This is a genomic window from Staphylococcus sp. LKG3-1, from assembly GCF_048568385.1.
GTDB lineage: Bacteria > Bacillota > Bacilli > Staphylococcales > Staphylococcaceae > Staphylococcus > Staphylococcus saprophyticus.
Window position 1 is genome coordinate 1,914,576 of the sequence record NZ_CP183796.1, and the last position, 21,043, is coordinate 1,935,618.

At 34.5% G+C, this 21,043-nt stretch carries 15 protein-coding genes and 2 tRNA genes; 3 read left to right on the forward strand and 14 right to left on the reverse strand.

Features of this window, described 5'->3' with window-relative positions; all coding sequences use genetic code 11:
• Nucleotides 1-104 precede the first annotated feature (104 nt).
• Genes ACM595_RS09515 through ACM595_RS09525 form a run of 3 tightly spaced genes read right to left on the reverse strand, consistent with a single transcriptional unit; the run spans nt 105 to nt 6,013 of the window.
• Nucleotides 105-3,227: a type I restriction endonuclease subunit R gene (locus ACM595_RS09515; protein WP_369077962.1), complete on the reverse strand. Its 3,123-nt coding sequence runs from the start codon at nt 3,225-3,227 to the stop codon at nt 105-107.
• Nucleotides 3,211-4,509: a restriction endonuclease subunit S gene (locus ACM595_RS09520; RefSeq protein ID WP_369077961.1), complete on the reverse strand. Its 1,299-nt coding sequence runs from the start codon at nt 4,507-4,509 to the stop codon at nt 3,211-3,213. Before ACM595_RS09520 ends, ACM595_RS09515 begins: the two co-directional genes overlap by 17 nt.
• The gene (locus ACM595_RS09525) at nt 4,499-6,013 is read right to left on the reverse strand and encodes a type I restriction-modification system subunit M (RefSeq protein WP_369077960.1); all 1,515 of its coding nucleotides are present in this window, start codon (nt 6,011-6,013) and stop codon (nt 4,499-4,501) included. Before ACM595_RS09525 ends, ACM595_RS09520 begins: the two co-directional genes overlap by 11 nt.
• A gap of 184 nt (nt 6,014-6,197) precedes the next feature.
• Here ACM595_RS09525 and ACM595_RS09530 point away from each other — a divergent pair, with 184 nt between their 5' ends.
• Nucleotides 6,198-7,172, forward strand: a complete 975-nt coding sequence (locus tag ACM595_RS09530; protein WP_369077959.1) for a nucleotidyltransferase — start codon at nt 6,198-6,200, stop codon at nt 7,170-7,172.
• Nucleotides 7,165-7,713 carry a hypothetical protein gene (locus tag ACM595_RS09535; RefSeq protein ID WP_369077958.1) on the forward strand — a complete coding sequence of 183 codons (549 nt, stop codon included), beginning with the start codon at nt 7,165-7,167 and terminating at the stop codon, nt 7,711-7,713. The genes ACM595_RS09530 and ACM595_RS09535 overlap by 8 nt, the downstream gene beginning before the upstream one ends.
• Nucleotides 7,714-7,796: 83 nt before the next feature.
• On the opposite strand, the gene rlmH is transcribed toward ACM595_RS09535, so the two are convergent.
• The 10 genes from rlmH to ACM595_RS09585 form a co-directional block, all read right to left on the reverse strand.
• On the reverse strand, nt 7,797-8,276 hold the full coding sequence (gene rlmH, locus ACM595_RS09540; protein ID WP_069826013.1) for a 23S rRNA (pseudouridine(1915)-N(3))-methyltransferase RlmH: 480 nt from the start codon (nt 8,274-8,276) through the stop codon (nt 7,797-7,799).
• Nucleotides 8,277-9,096: 820 nt separating this feature from the next.
• Nucleotides 9,097-9,897: an MBL fold metallo-hydrolase gene (locus ACM595_RS09545; RefSeq protein WP_002481989.1), complete on the reverse strand. Its 801-nt coding sequence runs from the start codon at nt 9,895-9,897 to the stop codon at nt 9,097-9,099.
• A gap of 424 nt (nt 9,898-10,321) precedes the next feature.
• Nucleotides 10,322-11,104 (reverse strand): two-component system regulatory protein YycI, encoded by a 783-nt coding sequence (locus tag ACM595_RS09550; protein WP_075340069.1) that lies wholly within the window; start codon nt 11,102-11,104, stop codon nt 10,322-10,324.
• On the reverse strand, nt 11,105-12,445 hold the full coding sequence (yycH, locus tag ACM595_RS09555) for a two-component system activity regulator YycH (protein ID WP_419744277.1): 1,341 nt from the start codon (nt 12,443-12,445) through the stop codon (nt 11,105-11,107).
• The gene (walK, locus tag ACM595_RS09560; RefSeq protein ID WP_037537341.1) at nt 12,435-14,267 is read right to left on the reverse strand and encodes a cell wall metabolism sensor histidine kinase WalK; all 1,833 of its coding nucleotides are present in this window, start codon (nt 14,265-14,267) and stop codon (nt 12,435-12,437) included. The genes yycH and walK overlap by 11 nt, the downstream gene beginning before the upstream one ends.
• A 12-nt stretch (nt 14,268-14,279) precedes the next feature.
• On the reverse strand, nt 14,280-14,981 hold the full coding sequence (gene yycF / locus ACM595_RS09565; RefSeq protein WP_002481985.1) for a response regulator YycF: 702 nt from the start codon (nt 14,979-14,981) through the stop codon (nt 14,280-14,282).
• A gap of 417 nt (nt 14,982-15,398) precedes the next feature.
• Entirely contained in the window at nt 15,399-16,805 is a 1,407-nt protein-coding gene (locus tag ACM595_RS09570) for a DHA2 family efflux MFS transporter permease subunit (RefSeq protein ID WP_075340070.1), read from the reverse strand.
• A gap of 454 nt (nt 16,806-17,259) precedes the next feature.
• Complete coding sequence (locus tag ACM595_RS09575) at nt 17,260-17,718, reverse strand: MarR family winged helix-turn-helix transcriptional regulator (protein ID WP_002481981.1); 459 nt, start codon at nt 17,716-17,718, stop codon at nt 17,260-17,262.
• 193 nt (nt 17,719-17,911) lie between these two features.
• Nucleotides 17,912-17,984, reverse strand: a tRNA-Asp gene (locus ACM595_RS09580).
• A gap of 6 nt (nt 17,985-17,990) precedes the next feature.
• Nucleotides 17,991-18,065, reverse strand: a tRNA-Glu gene (locus ACM595_RS09585).
• A gap of 285 nt (nt 18,066-18,350) precedes the next feature.
• On the opposite strand from ACM595_RS09585, the gene ACM595_RS09590 reads away from it, so the two are divergent.
• Nucleotides 18,351-19,562: a macrolide family glycosyltransferase gene (locus ACM595_RS09590; protein WP_075340071.1), complete on the forward strand. Its 1,212-nt coding sequence runs from the start codon at nt 18,351-18,353 to the stop codon at nt 19,560-19,562.
• Nucleotides 19,563-19,650: 88 nt separating this feature from the next.
• On the opposite strand, the gene ACM595_RS09595 is transcribed toward ACM595_RS09590, so the two are convergent.
• Entirely contained in the window at nt 19,651-20,934 is a 1,284-nt protein-coding gene (locus ACM595_RS09595; RefSeq protein ID WP_002481979.1) for an adenylosuccinate synthase, read from the reverse strand.
• Between the last annotated feature and the right edge of the window lie 109 nt (nt 20,935-21,043).

The window sequence follows — 21,043 nt, forward strand, 5'->3', positions numbered from 1 at the left end:
GATTTTAAAGTATCATTTACATTTAAATTATTAAAATAGAAGTATAAATATAGTTAAAAATACGAGCATCTTCCGCTTTACTTGGAAGATGCTCAATTATTTTTTTATTGCTGACTTGCCATTAATTCTGCTTGTTCTACTACTTGTTCTACTGCTATTTTCTGAAGATCTGGTGGATAGCCATATTTCTTTAATAATCTACGAACTTGTACTCTCATTTTAGCTTTGGCACTATCACGTTTAGACCAATCCACACTCATATTATCCTTAACGGTTTTAGTTAATTCATGTGCAATGGCTCTTAACTCTTTATCGCCCAAAGCTTCTTTAGCTGTTTCATGTGAAGCTAATGCATCATAAAAAGCAATTTCTTCTGTACTCAAGCCTAAATTTTTACCTCGTTGCTGCTCTTGATTAATTTCTTTTGCCATTTGAATCAGTTCTTCAATGACCTTGGAAGCTTCAATAGAACGGTTATTGTATTTTTGAATAGATTTACTTAGCATCTCAGAAAATTGTTTAGATACGGTTGCGTTCGTTTTCATTAATGACTTAACTTGCCCTTTAAGTAATTTATTCAATAATTCAACTGCTACATTTTTCTGTTGTAATCCTTCTACATCTTTTAAGAAATCGTCAGATAAAATAGAGATATCTGGGTTTTCTAAACCGAGTGTTTGATATATATCTACAACTTCTTCAGTTACAACGGATTTTGATATCAACTGATTAATTTCAGCTTCAACTTCAGCTGGGGATTTTTTACGTTCATCATCTCCTGGTGGTGGGGCTAATAATTTAATGATGCCTGCTTTAACGGCTTTTAAGAACGCAATTTCACTATTTAATTCTTGAGCTGCTTCTTCTGTTGCACATAACGCGAATGCTTTACCAAGTTCAGTGACTGTATTCACAAATCTTTGTCTTTCTTCTTCACCTAAGCCAATTACATAATCCATCGTGCTTGAGATTACATTATATCGATCAGATTTTTTATCTGATTCGAAGTCAGAATAATCATGATTATATAACATATCTTGAATAACATCGTATTTCATTAACATAATTTCTAATGCTTTATCTGTATCAACACCGGTTTGTTCTTTATCAGAATCTGTATACTCTTTTAAAGCTTCTTTAAGACTTTCAGCGATACCTACATAGTCCACAATTAAGCCACCAGGTTTGTCTTTAAACACTCTATTCACACGTGCAATTGCTTGCATTAGATTATGGCCTTGCATAGGCTTATCGATATACATCGTGTGCATAGAGGGTACATCAAAACCTGTTAACCACATATCTCTCACGATAACGAGTTGTAGTTCATCTTCAACATCTTTCATACGGCTTTCCAGTAAGTTTCTTCTTTTTTTAGGACCAATGTGTCTCTGGAAGTTTTTAGGGTCGCTTGAGGAACCTGTCATCACAACTTTGATAACACCTTGGTTATCATCATCTGAATGCCATTCAGGTTTTAACCTTACAATTTCATCATATAAATCAACCGCTATACGGCGACTCATTGTGACAATCATGCCTTTACCTTTCATCGCTTTTTGTCTTGTTTCAAAGTGATTGATAATATCAGTTGCTAAAGCATGAACACGTTGTTCTGAGCCTGATAATGCTTCTATGCGAGACCATTTAGACTTCAAACGTGATTTTACGTCGTCTTCTTGACCAGAAGTAATATCATCATAAGCTGCATCAATATCTAAATCAGTCGGTAAATTTAATGGGATTATTCGACTCTCATAATAAATTTTAACCGTACTACCATCTTCAACAGCTTGTGTCATATCATACACATCAATATAATTACCGAATACCATTTGCGTATTTTTGTCTGTTGAAGATACAGGAGTTCCAGTGAATCCAACAAATGAAGCGTTAGGTAAAGCATCTCTTAAATATTTGGCATAACCATATTTAATACCTTCACCTTTTTCGTCGTAAGATGCGCTAAAACCGTATTGTGTACGGTGTGCTTCATCGGCCATTACAATAACATTTCTACGTTCTGTTAAGGCATCCATAGTAACTTTGCCTTCTTCTGGTTCGAATTTCTGCATTGTTGTAAATACAATACCTCCAGATGCAACTGACAATAGTTCTTTCAACTCTTTACGAGAATCTGCTTGTTTAGGTGTCTGTCTTAATAATCCTTTACCAGAACGACCCTTAGATTTTACAAATGTACTATATAATTGATTGTCTAGGTCATTACGGTCTGTTACAACGACTAAAGTAGGGTTATTTAACTTTTGAATTAATTTTCCTGAAAAGAAAACCATCGTCAAACTCTTACCAGAGCCTTGTGTATGCCAAATCACGCCGCCTTTACCATCACCTTGATGAGATGTGGCTTCCATTGCACGATCGACAGCTTTATTTACTGCATAATATTGATGATAAGCAGCTAAGATTTTAACAACATGGCCTTTACCATCATCTTGAAATAGTATAAAATGACGAATTAAATCTAGTAAAACTCCTTTATTTAACATACCGTGGATTAATACATCTAAACTCGCCATCGAAGATGAAGTCTCGGTCTTACCATCTTTTGTACGCCACGTCATAAAACGATCATAATCTGCAGTCATAGAGCCCGCTTTTGTATTAATACCATCACTTGTCACCAATACAGCATTGTGATTAAATAATTGAGGAATTCTCATTTTATAAGTTTCTAATTGATGATAGCCATCTTCTATACCCACAGATTCATTAGTCGAACTCTTAAGCTCAATCACAACAACAGGTAAACCATTAATGAATAATACAACATCTGGTCGTTTATTATAATCACCATTTACTACGGTCAATTGATTCACAGCTAGGAAGTTGTTATTCTCTGGATTATTAAAATCAAATACATAAACTAAATCATTGATTGTTTCCCCATCGTCATTATAATGTTCTACTTCAATCCCATTCGTGAGCATTTCATGGAATATTCGATTATTTTCAATTGAATTTGGTGATTTTTCTATGGAGATTTCATGTATTGCTTGTTGAATTGCATTATTGTGTAAATCTGGATTAATGCGTCTTAATGCGCGTTCTAAACGATTATCAAGTACAACGTCCTTGTCGCTTTCTCGTTCAGGCGTAATACCTGTTTCACTAATTTCACGACCTTTTTTAACTGTATAACCAAGTTCTTCAAACCATTCAAGAGCAACTTGTTCTAAATCATCTTCACTAAATTGAAAGCTCATCTTCATTCACCTCGATATCGTCAGGTATTTCTAGTTCACCCGACATTAATTTTGGTAGCAATGTGTTACGGAGTTCAATTAATTTAACATTTTCTTTGATTTTTTGATTTATTTTTTCGAAAAAATTATTATTTCTATCAATGTATGTTTTTAAAATGTTACTTGTCGGTGAAATTATTGGAATTGATCGTAAATTTTTCAAACTTATATATTGCTGTGTACTACCAGACGTTCTCTGTTGAATATAATCTATTGTATTTTGTGAGTTTATGTAGTTATAAATATATGTACTATAATCTATTTGTGATGTCTTAATTAACCCTACATTTTTAATAGCATAATTTATGCTATTGGAATTTACGAAGTGTAGCTTACCAATAGTTCCAATCATACTTAATAATATGTCATTTTTTTCAACTTTGCTTCTTTGATTTATACTAGTAAAATCTTCCTTTGATATTAATTTAGTTGTCGAAAAATCAATATCAAATTTATTTAAATGTTTAGAAGTTACTAAAGGGTAACCCTCTGTAGTCTGTTTAGGAGAATCGTGCGTACCATCAGTAACAATACAAATATCAGAAAGCCTTTTTATATTCCATAATTTTGGTATAATTCCCAATTCACTATCAATCATTTCTCCGCCGCTTGATTTGTATGAGTTTCCATTTTCATCAGGGAATTCAAAATCAACAAACCAATGTTTGAATAGTGTTTGTGAAAGTTCTTCAAGGTTTGCTATGATGTTTTGATTATTTTTAATTTTTTTATTCGTGATATAAAATAAATCACCTATAAATTTTTGTATATTTTGAGAAGGAACTTCTATTATTGTTTTTTCTAATTCTTTTCTTCTAATTCCTGTAACTGTAGTTCCACTTTCTCTTGATGTTAATTCATGTTTAAATTTTGGGGTTTGTAAATAAGCAAATAAATACTTTGGGTTTACTATGTCAGTATTTGGTTTTAAGCCAAATACTCGTTGGCTAAGAACTATCTTTTCATCAGAATCCCAAAATAATGATTCTCCTAAAGGTGCTTCAGAAGTTAAAAGAATATCATTTTTACTAACTTCTTTTTTCATCCATTTTTTATATAATTCATTATCTACTTTTTTTAAACTTTCTAAATTTACTAGTTGCATATTTTTTATATTCTTTGCTGAAACGGCTCGAAAGGTCCCCTTTTCATTCCATTCACCTTTTAATTTTTTTGGGGTTTTACCTCTATAATCTATAATATCGTTAACACAATTTTCTAATATTATCTTTTTAAACTCCATAACCTAATCCCTCCAATGATTTTCGGATTTGGTCCTCGAGTTCTTTTGATTTAGCAAATTGTTCACTTAAATCTGCTGTAATTCGATCCATTTTTTGTTCAAATGGTTCTGAGTCCTCTTCAGCATCTGCTAAACCGACGTAACGACCAGGTGTTAAGATATATTCGTTATCCTTGATTTCTTCAGTTTTGGCAACTTTACAAAAGCCTGCTTTATCTTCATATTGGTCATCATTTGTACCGCGCCACGAATGATAGACACTTGATATATCTTTTATTTCATCATCTGAGAATTCTTTTAATGTTCTAGATACCATGCTTCCAACATTTCTAGCATCAATAAACAGAACTTCTCCTTTACGTTCATTTTTCCCATTCTTTTCTTTATCTTTTGAAATGAACCATAAGCAAACTGGTATTTGTGTTGAGTAAAATAATTGTCCAGGTAAGGTTACAATACATTCTACTAAATCTTGTTCGATTAAGTTTTTACGAATTTCTAATTCATCTTTACCACTCGTAGACATTGATCCATTTGCTAAAACAAATCCTGCTGTACCACTTGGTGCTAGCTTAGAAATCATGTGTTCAATCCACGCATAGTTGGCATTTCCTTTTGGTGGGATACCAAATTTCCAACGATGGTCGTCTAATAATTTTTCTTGTCCCCAATCGCTTGCATTAAAAGGCGGATTAGCAAGGATGAAATCTGCTTTTAGCCCTTTATGTAAATCATTAAGGAACGTGTCAGCATGATGGTCACCTAAATCACTATCAATACCTCTAATAGCTAAGTTCATTTTTGCTAATTTCCAAGTGGTTGGATTTGATTCTTGACCATAAACCGCAATATTATCTAAACGTCCTTGGTGACGCTCTACAAAACGCTCACTTTGTACAAACATACCGCCTGAACCACAGCAAGGATCATAAATTCTACCTTGATAAGGTTCAACCATTTCAACAAGTAATTTAACGATTGAAGCAGGCGTATAGAATTCCCCAGCATTCTTACCCTCAGCGCTTGCAAATTTTGCGATAAAGTATTCATAAACACGACCTAAAATATCTTGCTTCTTACTTTCAGAATCTCCAACTTTGAATGTAAATAGGTCAATAATATCGCCTAATTTTTCTTTATCTAATGCTGGTCTTGCGTAATCTTTAGGTAATACGCCTTTTAAAGACTCATTTTCTCTTTCAATTGCTATCATAGCTTTATCAATAATTTGACCAATTTCTGGTTTCTTTGAATTATCGTTAATATATTGCCAACGTGCTTCTTTAGGGACCCAGAAGATATTCTCTGCTAAATACTCATCTTTATCCTCTTCATCAGCATATTCATCATTTAACAGTTCCTCGTACTTCTCTTCAAAAGAATCAGATACATATTTCAAAAATATAATACCTAACGCTACATTTTTATATTCTGCTGCATCCATACTTCCACGTAATTTATCTGCCGCTTGCCATAACTTTTCTTCAAATCCGATTGTCGCCATTTATATTCCACCTCTATATTATCCTTTATACAAATATAGCAAATATTAAGTCTTTATGTGATTTTTCTTGTGATTTTCTTTGTGAAAAATATTGTTTGTTGTATTATTTAAGTAATATTAAGTAGCTAATTATAAAAGTATAGATTATTATGTAGTTAAACTGAGTACGAATGGGGGAGCAAATTTGTTATTTACTGAAGAACAATTAAAATTATATTCTAAACCATTGTCAGAATCTGAAAAAGAAAAGTGTGAAAATGCAATAAGAATTATCCAAGAATCTCTGGAATCATTAGGGTATGAAACAAAAAAAGGTATACATAGAAACAATGAAGATACGCTATCATATCAAATTAAAATGACTAATCCATCGAAAGATTATGAACTAAGTATATTTGTGAAAGGTTCGTATGCAACAAATACCAATGTAAGACAAAATAGTGACGTTGATATTGCAGTGGTAAAAGAAAGTGAGTTTTTTGATAAATATAGGGAAGGTAAAACTAGAGAAAATTATAAATTTGTTTCTAGTAATAAGCCTCCGTATCATTTTAAAGATGAAGTAGAAGAAGCTTTGATTGAAAGATTTGGAAGAAGTGAGGTAAGAAGAGGTAATAAAGCAATTAGAATCAATGGCAATACTCACCGTAAAGAAACAGATTGTGTACCTTGTTTTAGATATAGAGATTATAGTAATGATTATATGGATGATCCAAATAATTTCATTGGAGGAATCACAATTTATTCAGATAAAGGTGAACGAATTATAAATTATCCCGAACAGCATATAAATAATAGTGTTATAAAAAATAACAATACAAATTATAAATATAAAAAGATGGTTAGAATAATAAAGGAAATAAGATATCAATTAATAGATAGTAAAAATGGAAATGCAGAACAAACTTCTTCATTTGGAGTTGAAGGTTTGTTTTGGAACATACCGGATTCCAAATATAGCAATGATGAAATGTTAGGTGATACATTTAATGCATTAATTGCATTTTTAATAGATAATATAGATAAATTAAGTGAATTTAAAGAACCTAATGACATTCTATATTTATGCGATTCTCAAGAAAAAAATAATGTTTATAAAAATTTTATTCTAGATGTAAAGAATTATTTTGAATATAGTGGTGAGAAAAAATATGAATGACAAAATAAATCATTTGATTAAAATAACAGGATGGTTTACAGGAATCTTTTTCTTGTTACTAATTATAGTATCATGTACGGTATGGCAAATAGGATGGATAGATATCATAAGTTATACTGTAACAATATCAACATTTATTACTATAGGGTATGAAAAATTTATGTGGAAGTGGAAATTGTTTCGTATATTTAATAAGCAGGCAGATATATCAGGAGATTATGAGGCAACACTCAGATATTTCTATGAAGAAGGTGGAATTAAAAAGGTAAGTGTGGAAATAAAACAAACTTTTTTAACAGTAAATATTGAATTAAGAAGCGATGAAATTACTAGTAATAGTATTACAGCAGATATTATTGAAGAACATGGTAAAAATATATTGTACTATACTTATATAACAAATCCAAAAGCCGAATTCGAAAAGAAAAATCCTATTAATCGAGGAACAACAAGATTAATAGTTGGAGAAAATGAATTGACTGGAAAGTATTGGACTGGAGCCGAAACCACAGGTGATTTAAGACTCAAAAAACTAAAATAAAGTATTGATACCAAAATAAATTCAATTTTATTTTGGTATTTTTAGCAATATCACTAACAAGGAGAAGCCTATCATAAACCGCATCACTTGTGATATGCTTCGCCGCGCATAATCTTAAACGCACGATAAACTTGTTCTATCAATATCACGCGCATCATTTGGTGTGGGAAGGTCATTTTGCTGAATGATAGTGCGTAGTCGCTGCGGTCTAGTACGCCTTTATGCAGACCGTTGGATCCGCCAATAATGAATGTAAAGTCGCTTTGGCCACGTGTCATACGACTTTCTATTTCTTTTGCCAGATCTTCAGACGTCAACATATTGCCTTTGATTTCTAATGTGATGACTGTGGACTGCTGTTTTACTTTTGCTAATAAACGCTGGCCTTCTTTTTCCTTAACTTGTTCTACTTCTTTATCGCTCATGTTTTCTGGTGCTTTTTCATCGGGAACTTCGATGATTTCTACTTTCGAATAGGCACCTAAACGTTTTTCATATTCTGCAATGGCTTGTTTCCAGTATTTCTCTTTTAATTTACCTACTGTGAGTATTGTTATCTTCATTTTTATCCTCCGAGTTTAGTAAAAAGTATAAGTTATTAGACTTATCCACAAGTTATACACTTATTCACACTATCCCCTCTTATTATAACAGTAATGTATACTGCTTTTTAATAATTTTTACGTTTTATCAACAAAAAAAGAAAGAATAACCTGTGTATTTGTGGATAACCCTGTGTATAATGTGGGTATTTCTATGTGAATTGTGCACATCTCTGGATAACTTTGGACAAAACAGTGGATAAGTTGACGGTTGTCTTACATACTTATTCACAAACTTAACCTTTTCTTCATAAAATTCTTGTCTAATCCTTACAAAATGCTAAGTTATCCCCTGGTTATATTTATTCGATTACTGTATATTTAATCTGTGTTAAGACATAGGGTTGTATAACCATGTACGATTTATGATGACGGCTAACAAAAAAACCTATATCTCCTTATGAGATATAGGCTAAATATGAATCTTAAATGATGTCTATTATGTGAGTTCCTTAAGTAGTCGCTAAACTTTTCCAGTTAAGTCTGTTCATATACCAACCAGTACATTAGCTTATGCATTAATAGTCCCTCTTTATACGCTATTCAACATGTCTATTGATGCGCATAGATGACTGGTTTCTAAATACGCTTATATAAAGCTTTTAAAGCATTACTTCTTTATTTATAAAGATTAGTAGTGCTTATGCAAATGCTAGAGCAATTGCATTCTTTTAAAAAACTCATCCTTGCGAGGGTGGGACTACGAAAATATTGGATTACATTAGCTTATACTAATGCATTAAGAGTCCCTAAACATCATAGATGTTAGGGACTCTATACCTTATAACGTATATATTGGTGTGGCGTTGGCTTTGTCGGTATCGCACAGAAGTACTTCTTTTTCTGTGTCGATATCATTTTCGTTAAGTAATTGACCGACGCTCATGCGTGCGAGATCTTTCATATTATTGTCTTGTGATAAATGGGACAGGTAAATGCGTTTGGTACTACCCGTGATGACGTCTGTCATGGCACGACCTGCGTCTTCGTTGGAAACATGGCCCATATCGCTGAGGATACGTTGCTTGGTCTTCCAAGGGTAACCGCACATGCGTAGCATATCCACATCGTGATTGCTTTCAAAGACGAATGCATCGCTGCCTTGAATCATGCCTTTCATGCGATCTGAGACGTAACCTGTGTCTGTTAAAATCGTAAATTTCTTATAGTTATTATGGAAGATATAGAATTGTGGATCAATGGCATCGTGTGACACGTTAAACGATTCGATATCGAATCCGGCTAATGATTTTGTTTCGTATGGATTGAAGATAAATTTTTGGTCCATTGGAATTTTGCTGTCTTTCTTTTCGATGGCTGTCCATGTTTTTTCATTGGCGTAAATTGGCAACTTATATTTACGTGCTAACACCCCGAGTCCTTTAATATGATCCGAATGCTCGTGCGTCACCAAGATACCATTCAAATTTTGTATCTGTTTGTCTATTTGTCCAAATAGTTCTTCCATTTTCTTTCCTGTCAAACCTGCGTCGACAAGGATACTGCCTTTATCACTTTCCACATAAGTGGCGTTTCCTGTACTACCACTCGCTAATACACTCATACGTATCAAGCGATTCACCCTTTCTAATCTATAAACATTGTTTAACGTTATTATTGCTGGGCAGACTACGGTTTATGTGCCGTCAACTTGCCCTCTGTCTAATTAATGCTATTTGTAAAGTGCAATCAGCAACGCTATCATAACTTTTCCTTATATCGTTATAAAAGTTACAAGCATACTGCACTTTTCTAAAATATTAACCATCTTATGATTATCTTCTCAATGATAAATCAACATGATTTCGACTTTTTTTATAATATCTTTTCGCGTTATTTAACTTTTCCATAACACGTTATTAACAGTATTTAATTTTAACATACTTTTGACTTCACTTCTGTGTATATTGTTTATTTTAACAAGCATCTTTTTCAAAAATTCTCAAACAAAACTCAAACAATCCAAAAAAAGCACACCTTCAAAAGGTGTGCTTAAGTAATTCACATTATTCTTCAATAATTTTTGGGCTGTCTGATACGGCTTCAACATAGTAGGTCTTAATCTTATCGCCGTGTTTGACTTTAATTTCCCAATTGGCTTCGAGTACTTGTACGTTCGGCTCTTTAACAACGGTATAGTAGCCAAGTCGTGCATTGGTTACTTCATCATTCCGCTTCAAGTAACGATTATAATACAGTGCTTCTATGGCGCTCTTAGCTGAGTTCACTTGTTTCTTATCGTTATTCGCACCTTCTGATGGCGCAATCGATTTCATTGCGGTTTGCTTATAGCTCGTTGCTTTACCATCATTATTGACGTTAAACTCAAGTCTCGCTTTATTATTGTTCATAATTGGATAGTCATGATACGTTTGTTCAAAGGTCACTTTGTCGTTATCAATATTACTCATTTCGTAATTCTTACCTTTATAGACATTGTCTTTGACGTAGGATTTTAATGCGGTATATTGATCATTTCCGACATCGACCGCATTATTGATATCGCCTTTTGCTCTGGCACCGGACTCTTCACTTGAGATCTCAGAGCGTGATTTTGCATAAGATGAAAAATCAAATGACCGTGCAGTCAATAATTGCATTTTCAAACCTTTAACACTTGGAAGGTTATCAGGAATTGTAATTTCTTCTTGTTTAAAATTCACAGCATTTTCTTCTTCGCTATCATTGATATGCGATTTATTCACCTTATCAATATAAATAATCACTAAGCTAATATTGACTAGAATAAACACGAAAATAAATAAGGTTTTGGCTCGTTTCCAGTTCATTTATTCTAGCCTCCCATCTTCGTATGCACGCCATTCACCGTTATATTGTACATACCATTGTGGTTTAAATTCGCTATTGCGTTGAATTTCAATATCACTTTTATCTGGTTTTTCTTCCATTCTGTAACCAATCGTCATGTTCGTCACATCTTCAAAGTTAATTTCTGGGTTGTTGGCCAACTCTGAACGTACCGTTTCAACACCAGGCAATTTCGTTTCGTCTCCGCCACTGTCAATTGTGACATTGGCTTTAAGCAATGCACGTGCATAACTGAAGACGCCTTTATCTCCCCAAGATACTTTGATATTGTTTAAATTTTCATCGTTAAATGTTGGACGACCGTTTAAGAACATTTGATAGGTAAGTTCCCCATTTTTATTATCTATATTGAATAAACGATAATCATCAGTAAAACCACCGTGGTTATTAATATAGTCATAGGTACTTGGTATACTATCTTGCATGTTAGTTGAACGGTTTTCATCTTCTGAGAGGTTAGTATAACGATACTTTTCAGTTTCATCATTATAATTCGCCACACCTGTATTATTGTTATAGGTTGCGGTACTGCTCTTCGTACTACGTACAACGACAGAATCATTGAATAATATAGAGTTCATCGTATCAACACTGATGCGGTTGTAAATCGTATGATATGATTTCATCGCTTCTGGTGCTTTTGGTGCAAAGATATGTGTCGCTCTATCAATCGTATCTTTATTCGTTATGATTTCTGAGTATGGCTGCATTTTTTTATGTTGTGATTGCATCACTTTTTTTAAGTTATTTAATTTTGCGGAAGTGGTCATACGCACAACGTTATGTCTATCGCTACTAATCGCATAAAGTTTCACATTGCCATCTTTGTTATTGTCGATGATAAGTCGATCGAATTTAAAATTATTCGGTACTTTGGCATCGATATTCAGCGCTTGTCCTAAGTAGGTTGCTAATGGCATGTCATAGCTGAAATCAAGTACGAGAAACTCATCCGTTAAATCTGGAATGATTAAGTTGTGGTTGCTGTGCATTTGTTCAGCATGCAATACGCGATGGTTCTTTAATGGCTTTAATATGGTTTCGATATTTTGCTTTGTCGCTTCCATGCCTTCAGTCTGGTCACCTTTAGAGTGAACCACTTGATAGGGTGTAATGATTTGATCCATACCTTGATTCAACGGTTTGCCAATTGAATTGGGCTCATAATCTTTGCTGTTGCTACCTTGGTTATCTACATTGGCTAAATCAGGTGAGAAATTCCAAGTCATATAGGTTAACACGACGCTCATTAAGACAAGAAGGATGAGGATAATCGATTTAATTAATTCTTTACTCCGCATCCCAATCACCATCTTCTAGAACTTCACAAGGAAGTGTAATAAAGATTGACGTGCCTTGTCCTTCTACGCTGTTTGCCCATATACGACCGTTGTGTGCTTCAACGATTTCTTTAGAAATGGCTAAGCCTAAACCTGTACCACCCATTTTACGTGTACGTGCTTTATCTACACGATAGAAGCGGTCAAATATTTTATCTACTTTATTAATTGGAATACCAATCCCATTATCTTTCACACGAATGGTCATACGATTATATAACGTATTCTGTTTCACGTGAAACTCGACACGTTTATCGCCACGAGAGTATTTCATCGCGTTCGTTATGACGTTGTCAAACACTTGGGTCATCTTATCTGGATCGATTTCCGTAAAGATGGTTTCGGTTGGTACTTCACGCACAAATGTCGTATCTTTTGCTGACATTTCATGGCGGTTAATGATTTTATTAATAAACATATTAAAGTCGACAATTTCTTTGGTAATTTGCTCTGATTCATTGTCCATTTTAGATAATTGTAATAGGTCATTAACAAGACGAATCATACGTTCTGTTTCTTCACGTGTAACGGATAGGAATTGTGGTGCTAATTCGCCATCTTTCCAAGCACCACTTTCGAGTGCCTCGATATAACTGTTCATGGAAGTCAGTGGCGTACGTAATTCATGTGACACGTTCGCAACGAATTCACGGCGTTCGCGTTCTACTTGTTGTTGTTCTGTTACATCATGTAGCACGGCAATATAACCTGTCACAAAACCAGTTTCTTGTACAATCGTACTAAAGTTAACCCGGGCAATAATACCTTCATTTTCATTAATATCTAATAAGAAGCTATCATTATTTTCTTGAATTTCATCTAATGAGAAATCTTCTTCGAGTTTAAGCACTTTAAGCATGTGGTCACCGATAATGTCTTCTTTCATTGTGCCCATCATAGTGAGTGCCATGTCATTGACAATGCGCACACGGCCACGACGGTCGGTTGCAATGATACCGTCACTCATATGTGTGATAACGGAATCGAGACGGCGTTTCTCACTTTCGGTATTCGCTTGTGCTTCTTGAACACGTTTGGACAGATTGTTAAAGGCGAGTGCGAGCTCACCGATTTCATCGTTACCATAGATTTTCACACGTTGTGTATAGTTACCTTTAGACATTTCAACGGTTTGGTTCCGCATGTCTGTAATCGGCTTTGTAATGGTACGCGCAATAAAGAAACCAAGTATCACGGTAATCAATAGTGATATCCCTGTACCAACGATAAAGATTTGATTGATATTGCTCAATTGGTTATACACATCATTGATGTCCGCTTCAATATAGACATCACCAATTGTGCCATCGTTTGATGTTTTCACAGGCAGGTTGTATACCCACACACGTTGTTTACCATTACCGTAGTCTTTTAATACGGTATGGCTATTGATTTCACCGAGTGACAGCGCCTTTTGAATGGAATTGTCATTCGCTTTTTGATTAATTAGACTACGCGTAGACTGCTTCGAAGTAGCCATGATAATCTGATCTTTATCTATAAAGCGGATTTCTTCTATTTCTTGTCTATTCGCATACTCATTAAGTAAGTTCTGAACTTCTTTTTGAGCATTAATTGCATTATCTTCGTCATAGACTTTTTCTATATTAATTTCAATTTGTTTCGCGTATTGCGAAATATTATTTTTAAATGTTTGTGTTAATTCTTTTTCTAGACTATTCGTAAAATATAAACCGATAATTTGCATACCGATTATAATGAGTAATACATAGACAATAACCAATTTCGTGTGTAAGGACTGAAAATGTTTAAGCCATTTCATTAATATGTGCCTCTATTCATGTTGTTGGAGGAAATATCCAACACCACGACGTGTCACAATATATTCTGGATGAGATGGATCATCCTCGATTTTTTCACGTAAACGACGAATTGTTACGTCTACTGTACGTACATCACCAAAATAGTCATAACCCCAAACAGTTTGTAATAAATGTTCACGTGTCATTACTTGTCCCATATGTTTAGATAAGTAATGGAATAATTCAAATTCACGGTGTGTTAATTCGATATCATCGCCACGTTTTTTAATAGAGTATGCATCTGGATAGATGACGATATCTTTAATTGTAATTTCATTGGACGCATCATTAACTTCTTGTGCAGGTTGTGAATAATGACGACGTAAGTTGGCTTTAACACGCGCGATTAATTCACGTGTGCTAAATGGTTTCGTCACATAGTCATCTGCACCTAGCTCAAGACCTAATACTTTATCAATTTCTGAGTCTTTCGCTGTTAACATGATAATTGGCATTTCGTATTTTTTACGTACTTCACGACAAACTTCCATGCCGTCGCGACCAGGTAACATAATGTCTAATAACACGATGTCTGGTTCTTCATCATAGATTAAATCGACTGCATCGTTACCATCATAGGCACAAAATACTTCGTAGCCTTCTTTTTTCAAATTAAATTCTAAAATATCAGCAATTGGTTTTTCATCATCGACTACAACAACTTTTCTAGCCATATTTATAAACCTCATTTCTATATTGTAGTACATTTACATTAAATTCTACGCATTTCCCTATAATACAATTTACCATTTATGGCGCGCTAATTCTATTTTTCCAAATAAAAATTTAAAATTGTATATTGTAAAATTATAACATTACCCCGATTAAATGGGTATTCATCGGGTCATCATAGGTATTCCTAGTTTAAACAATCATCCTGTATCATTCGAATTTATTGCTTATAACACAAATAAGGGAGCGCACGCGTCACCTAATATGCATTAGATGACGTATGCTCACTCCCTCTGTGCTGTTTTATATTTATCTAAAACTGTATCATTCCGTTATTTATCACGTGCGTGTCGACGCAACGCTTGTTTCAATGTTGAAAAGCCCCATTGTCATAACTTACTAATCACTGTAACGGATGCTTAGACACTTTTCTGTTTCTTAACGAATAATGAAAGTATAAAACCAATCACTGTTAATGCAGTGATAAAGAAAAAGGTAAACTGTACGCCATGTGAAAGTATGATTTCTTGGCTTGCATTCGGATTAGCAGCGCCAAATGATTTCATTGCTGTTGTATAAAGCGTAATGGCGATAGCTGTACCTGCTGAACCACCGACTTGTATTAATGTCGTAATGGTAGCTGAACCATCTGCGTATAAATCGTGTGGTAGTTGATTTAAAGCGTTCGTTTGTGCTGGCATCATTACCATTGTGATACCAAAGAAAAGTACCATAAACGTAAGAATAATGGCCCAAACTGGTGTGGATGCAGAAATAATAAGTGCAAACGTCATTGCAGCGATAAACATTAATAAATACCCGATAATGCCGAAGTATCTCGCACCAAAGCGGTCAAACAATGAACCGACGACCGGAGACAATACTAAATTGACTGCGTTACCAGGTAATAACGTTAAACCAGCAATCACTGAACTAAATAGTAAGGCGCCTTTTAAATATAAGGGTAATAAGATGCCTGTTGATAAAATACATAAGATCGTAATAAATACCATAGCTGCCCCAAGGACGAACATAGGATATTTAAAGACATTTAAGTTAAGCATTGGTGAGTCAATTTTAAATTGACGTACAACAAAGATGATTAAGGCTAGGATACCGATGACTAATGGTAGCCAAACGATAACATTTGTGAAGGCCGCTTCTGCCATTGAACTTAATGCGAAGATTAATCCAGCAAATCCAATCGTTGATAAACAAATGGATAGGATATCGATTTTAGGCTTCGAAATCTCTCCTACATTCTCAGTATTTGTAAAAGCTAAACCTAAGACGACTAAATATAACACTGCACTGATCCAGAAGATGTAGTGCCAACTAGATGCGGAAATAATGACACCTGAAAGTGTGGGGCCGAGTGCTGGTCCTGCTGTAATAACCAGTCCCATGATGCCCATAACCGCACCACGTTTTTCAATTGGGAAGATAAGCATCAAAACAGTAACCATAATAGGTAATAAAATACCTGTCCCTAACGCTTGAATCAAGCGTCCCAATAATAGTAAACCGAAGTTAGGTGCAAGCGCGCCAATAACTACGCCTAATAATGATAATAAAATACCTGAAACAATTAGTGTTTTTGTGCTAAACCATTTAATAAGGTACGATGACGCTGGTACTAAACAAGCCATGACGAGTAAGTACCCTGTCGTTAACCATTGCACCGTTGCCGCTGATACTTTAAAGTCAGCCATAATATCGGTTAATGCCATATTGAGTGCTGTTTCACTGAACAGTCCCATAAATCCACCAATCATTAAGACCAGTGCAAACATTTTCGGACTTTTTACGTTTACTTGTGTTGCCATTTGATATACTCCTTTTTGATGGTAAATGAAGTATAAGTATAAATAAGAGTGTTAAGTATGGATGAGACAAATCAACTACTGTTTCCATAATCATCGATTGCTTTCTTCTACTTAATTCATCTACATAAGTTATGACTTATTCCTATATTTCCATTGAATTTTTATTATGCTAAGAATGATGCATGCTATATAGAAGATGTTTGATGTTACTCAAGATCCCTTTGTAAAGAAACTTTATGCCAGATACCCCTGAATTCAAGCCATCTTTAAGTAACATTGTTTCATCATTATGCGACAATCTTCTATATAAATGCTCTAGCTATTTATGTAGTCGAAAAGATTGACCAACTTACTTTAGCAAAATTTCGCTATTATTGTCAACCTAGTTGACAATAATGAATTGCAAAAAAAATTAGAGTATGTAACGTTGTGTTTATCGTTTTATATACTCTAATTATTCATCTGGCTTATCATTTTCTAATTGCCAGTCTGCTTGTAACAATTGCTCTAAATGTGCAACTTCTGACGCACCGATCACTTGACCAATATGTTCAATAATGTGTTGTTTGTTTTTAATATATTTCTCATAACACATGATACCAAATTCCGTTAAGGTTACACGTTTTTCTTTCTTATTATTGGGCACACTTTCAATTTGAACAACTTGTTTCTGTTCTAATTGTTTCACTGCTTTATGGATTGCCTGACGCGTTAAATTGATCTTATGCGTGAGTTCTGCAAAAGTAGGCTGATCATATTTAATGATCATAATTAAATACCATTCAGAACTACCTAAATGAACCTGAGGTAATTGTTGTGCCGTCATATATTCTACTTTTTGTCTTAAGTCATGGTGTCGATCACTGATGAGGTTAATCAAATCTGTTTCTTCTATATGCTTATGATTTGTCATTTATTTACTCCTCATTTTAAATTTCACTTCATTGTAAAAAAGCTTATTCATTCATTAAATAGATTCCGACCAAAACATACGATAAAGTATTGCTCATCCACCATATTACAATATGATATAAAAAATTATCTAGCAAAACTTATACATTTCTATATTTACGCATAAAAAACCCATCCTATTGGATGGGTTTATACGGTCTCGACGGGAATCGAACCCGCGATCTCCTGCGTGACAGGCAGGCGTGTTAACCGCTACACTACGAGACCTAAAAATGGTGACTCCTACGGGACTCGAACCCGTGTTACCGCCGTGAAAGGGCGGTGTCTTAACCGCTTGACCAAGGAGCCTGTCTTAAGCACAAAATAAATTATATCAACTCTTATACCGGATGACAAGCTATTTTTTTAATTTTATTAGTATAATTTTCTATATTAATTGTATAAAGTTCAAATACGGTGCTAAAACGCTTAAAAAGTCTGTCATATTAGTATGGCAGCACATTCATTTTTATCATTTCAGTCACTAAAATATGAGAAATTGATAATTTTTTAAAAACTATTAAAATTTAAATCTTTTTTGTTTTCAACACTTTTTGATAAACTAGTTAAATAAAATATGAGGAGGGCTTATGATTGGCTAAGGTATTATTTATTAATTCAGGATCCATTGGACATCTTAATCCTACGATTGCCGTGTGTAAAGAACTTGTGGCGCGTGGTGAAGAGGTGGTTTACTACATTGGAGATCAATATCAAGACAAGCTAAAAGATACGGGTGTGGAAATACGTACACTACCAACAGATGAGATTATACAACGCTTTACAGCATACGGCTCTGGCAATTTATTCCACGTCGTCAACGGCTTATTGAATACTGCGGATGTAATACTTCCAAAGATTTTGGAAGATACGAAAAATGAACATTATGATTATTTAATTTCTGACTCCATGTTTAGTTTTGGTAACTTAATTGCGCAAAAATTACATATTCCTACCATTTCGTCGATTACGTCTTTTGCACATACTGCAGAAACGTTTGAAGCGGCACTCAACTATAATGCACAGGCGTTATCAGAAACAGAAATGAATGACGTAGAAGACACTTTTGATCATTTACAACAGCATATTCAAACAACCTATGGCGTCGAGGTTAACTCACGTTATGAAACAATGAATAATCCGGGCGATTTCAATATTGCTTATATCTTGGAAAAATTCCAAATAAATCCTGAATTATTTGATTCAGCACATTATCGTTTTGTTGGACCATCTGTGATGCAACCACAGTCAACGGATTTTATGAGTCAAGTTGATCAAAGCCGACCAATAGTTTACGTTTCCCTTGGCACGGTATTTAATCAAAATATTGGTTTCTTTAATCAATGTTTTGCCGCGTTAAAAGATCTTGATGTATCTGTCATCGTATCGATTGGTGAAGCAAATAACGCGGCTGACTTTGATACAATCCCTGATAATGTATTATTGAAATCCTATGTACCTCAGACAGAACTATTACAGCATACAGCACTTTTCTTAACACATGCTGGAATGAATAGTACAAATGAAGCATTATTAATGGATGTGCCTTTATTGGCTTTTCCACAAAATGCGGACCAACCGCTCGTTGCGCAACAAATTGAAAATATCAACGTAGGTCAACAACTGAATTCTGAAACTGTCACAACCGAAGATTTGAAAGCAAAAGTTGTGGAAATGTTACAGAATCGCGCAACTTATCAAGCACAGATTAAAAAAATCAAGCAAACACAAGCCTTGGATCAACCTGGTTACGTAACGGCAGTTGATCAAATCCTCACTTTTCGCGATCATCACATAAATCATTAATATAGATAAACAAAAAACCTTGTAGAAGTACCATCCACTCATTGTGTGATGACATCTACAAGGTTTTTATAATATCTAATCTACAATCTTACCATAGTGATTTTAATAGGTTTGTTTGATTACGGTCTGGACCTACTGAGAAGATTGAAATCTTCACGTCACATAATTCAGAAATACGTTCTAAGTATCTACGCGCATTATTAGGTAATTCTTCTAATGAACGACAACCTGTCACATCTTCTGTCCAACCTGGTAATGTTTCAAAAATTGGCTTACAACGTTGTAAGTCTTTCAAGTTAGCTGGGTATTCCGTAATTTCTTTACCGTCTAACTCATAAGCAGTACAGATTTTAACTTCTTTAAGGCCTGTTAATACATCAATTGAGTTAATAGATAAATCTGTAATACCACTTGCACGACGAGAATGACGTAATACAACTGAGTCGAACCAACCTACACGACGTGGACGTCCTGTTGTTGTACCGTATTCACGACCTACTTCACGGATGTGGTGCCCATCTTCGTCAAATAGTTCTGTTGGGAATGGACCATCGCCGACACGTGATGTATAGGCTTTACACACACCGATAACTTTAGAGACGAATGTTGGACCTACACCGCCACCGACAGTCACATTACCTGCAACTGGGTTACTTGATGTAACGAATGGATATGTACCATGGTCGATATCTAACATCACACCTTGTGCGCCTTCGAATAATACTTTTTCGTCAGCTACAAAGGCATCATCTAAAACTTTTGCAGTATCTGTCACGAATGGTGCTAAACGTTGACCAGCTGCATAATATGTTTCAAAGATTTCTTCAAATGTTGGACATGCTTTGCCAAACATCCCTTCGAAGTATGCACCTTTGTATTCTATATTATCTTTTAATAATTTTTCAAATGTTTCTTTATCTAATAAATCTGCGACACGGATACCAATACGTTGTGCTTTATCTACATAAGCTGGACCGATACCTTTTTTCGTTGTACCGATTTTATTATCTCCGCGACGTTCTTCTTCATATTCATCTTGTTTAATATGATAAGGTAAAATAACTTGCGCACGGTTTGAAATGCGTAAATTATCCGTTGAAATACCTCTTTCGTTTAGCGCGTCTAATTCTTTTAATAGTGCTACTGGATCGACAACGACACCATTACCAATAACTGCTAATTTTTCTTTATAGAAAATACCAGATGGTACTAAGTGTAATTTATATGTTTCTCCACCAAATTTAATTGTGTGGCCTGCATTGTTACCGCCTGAAAAACGTGCAATAACATCTGCTTGTTCTGCTAAGAAATCTGTAATTTTACCTTTACCTTCGTCTCCCCATTGTGTCCCAACGACTACTATTGATGACATATGAGCACCTCCAAGTTTTCTCGATTAACCATTACGTATTTTACCAATACACCAACCATATTGCAAACCAAAAATCGAACATTAATTTATTTATATTTTGAAAATTTTG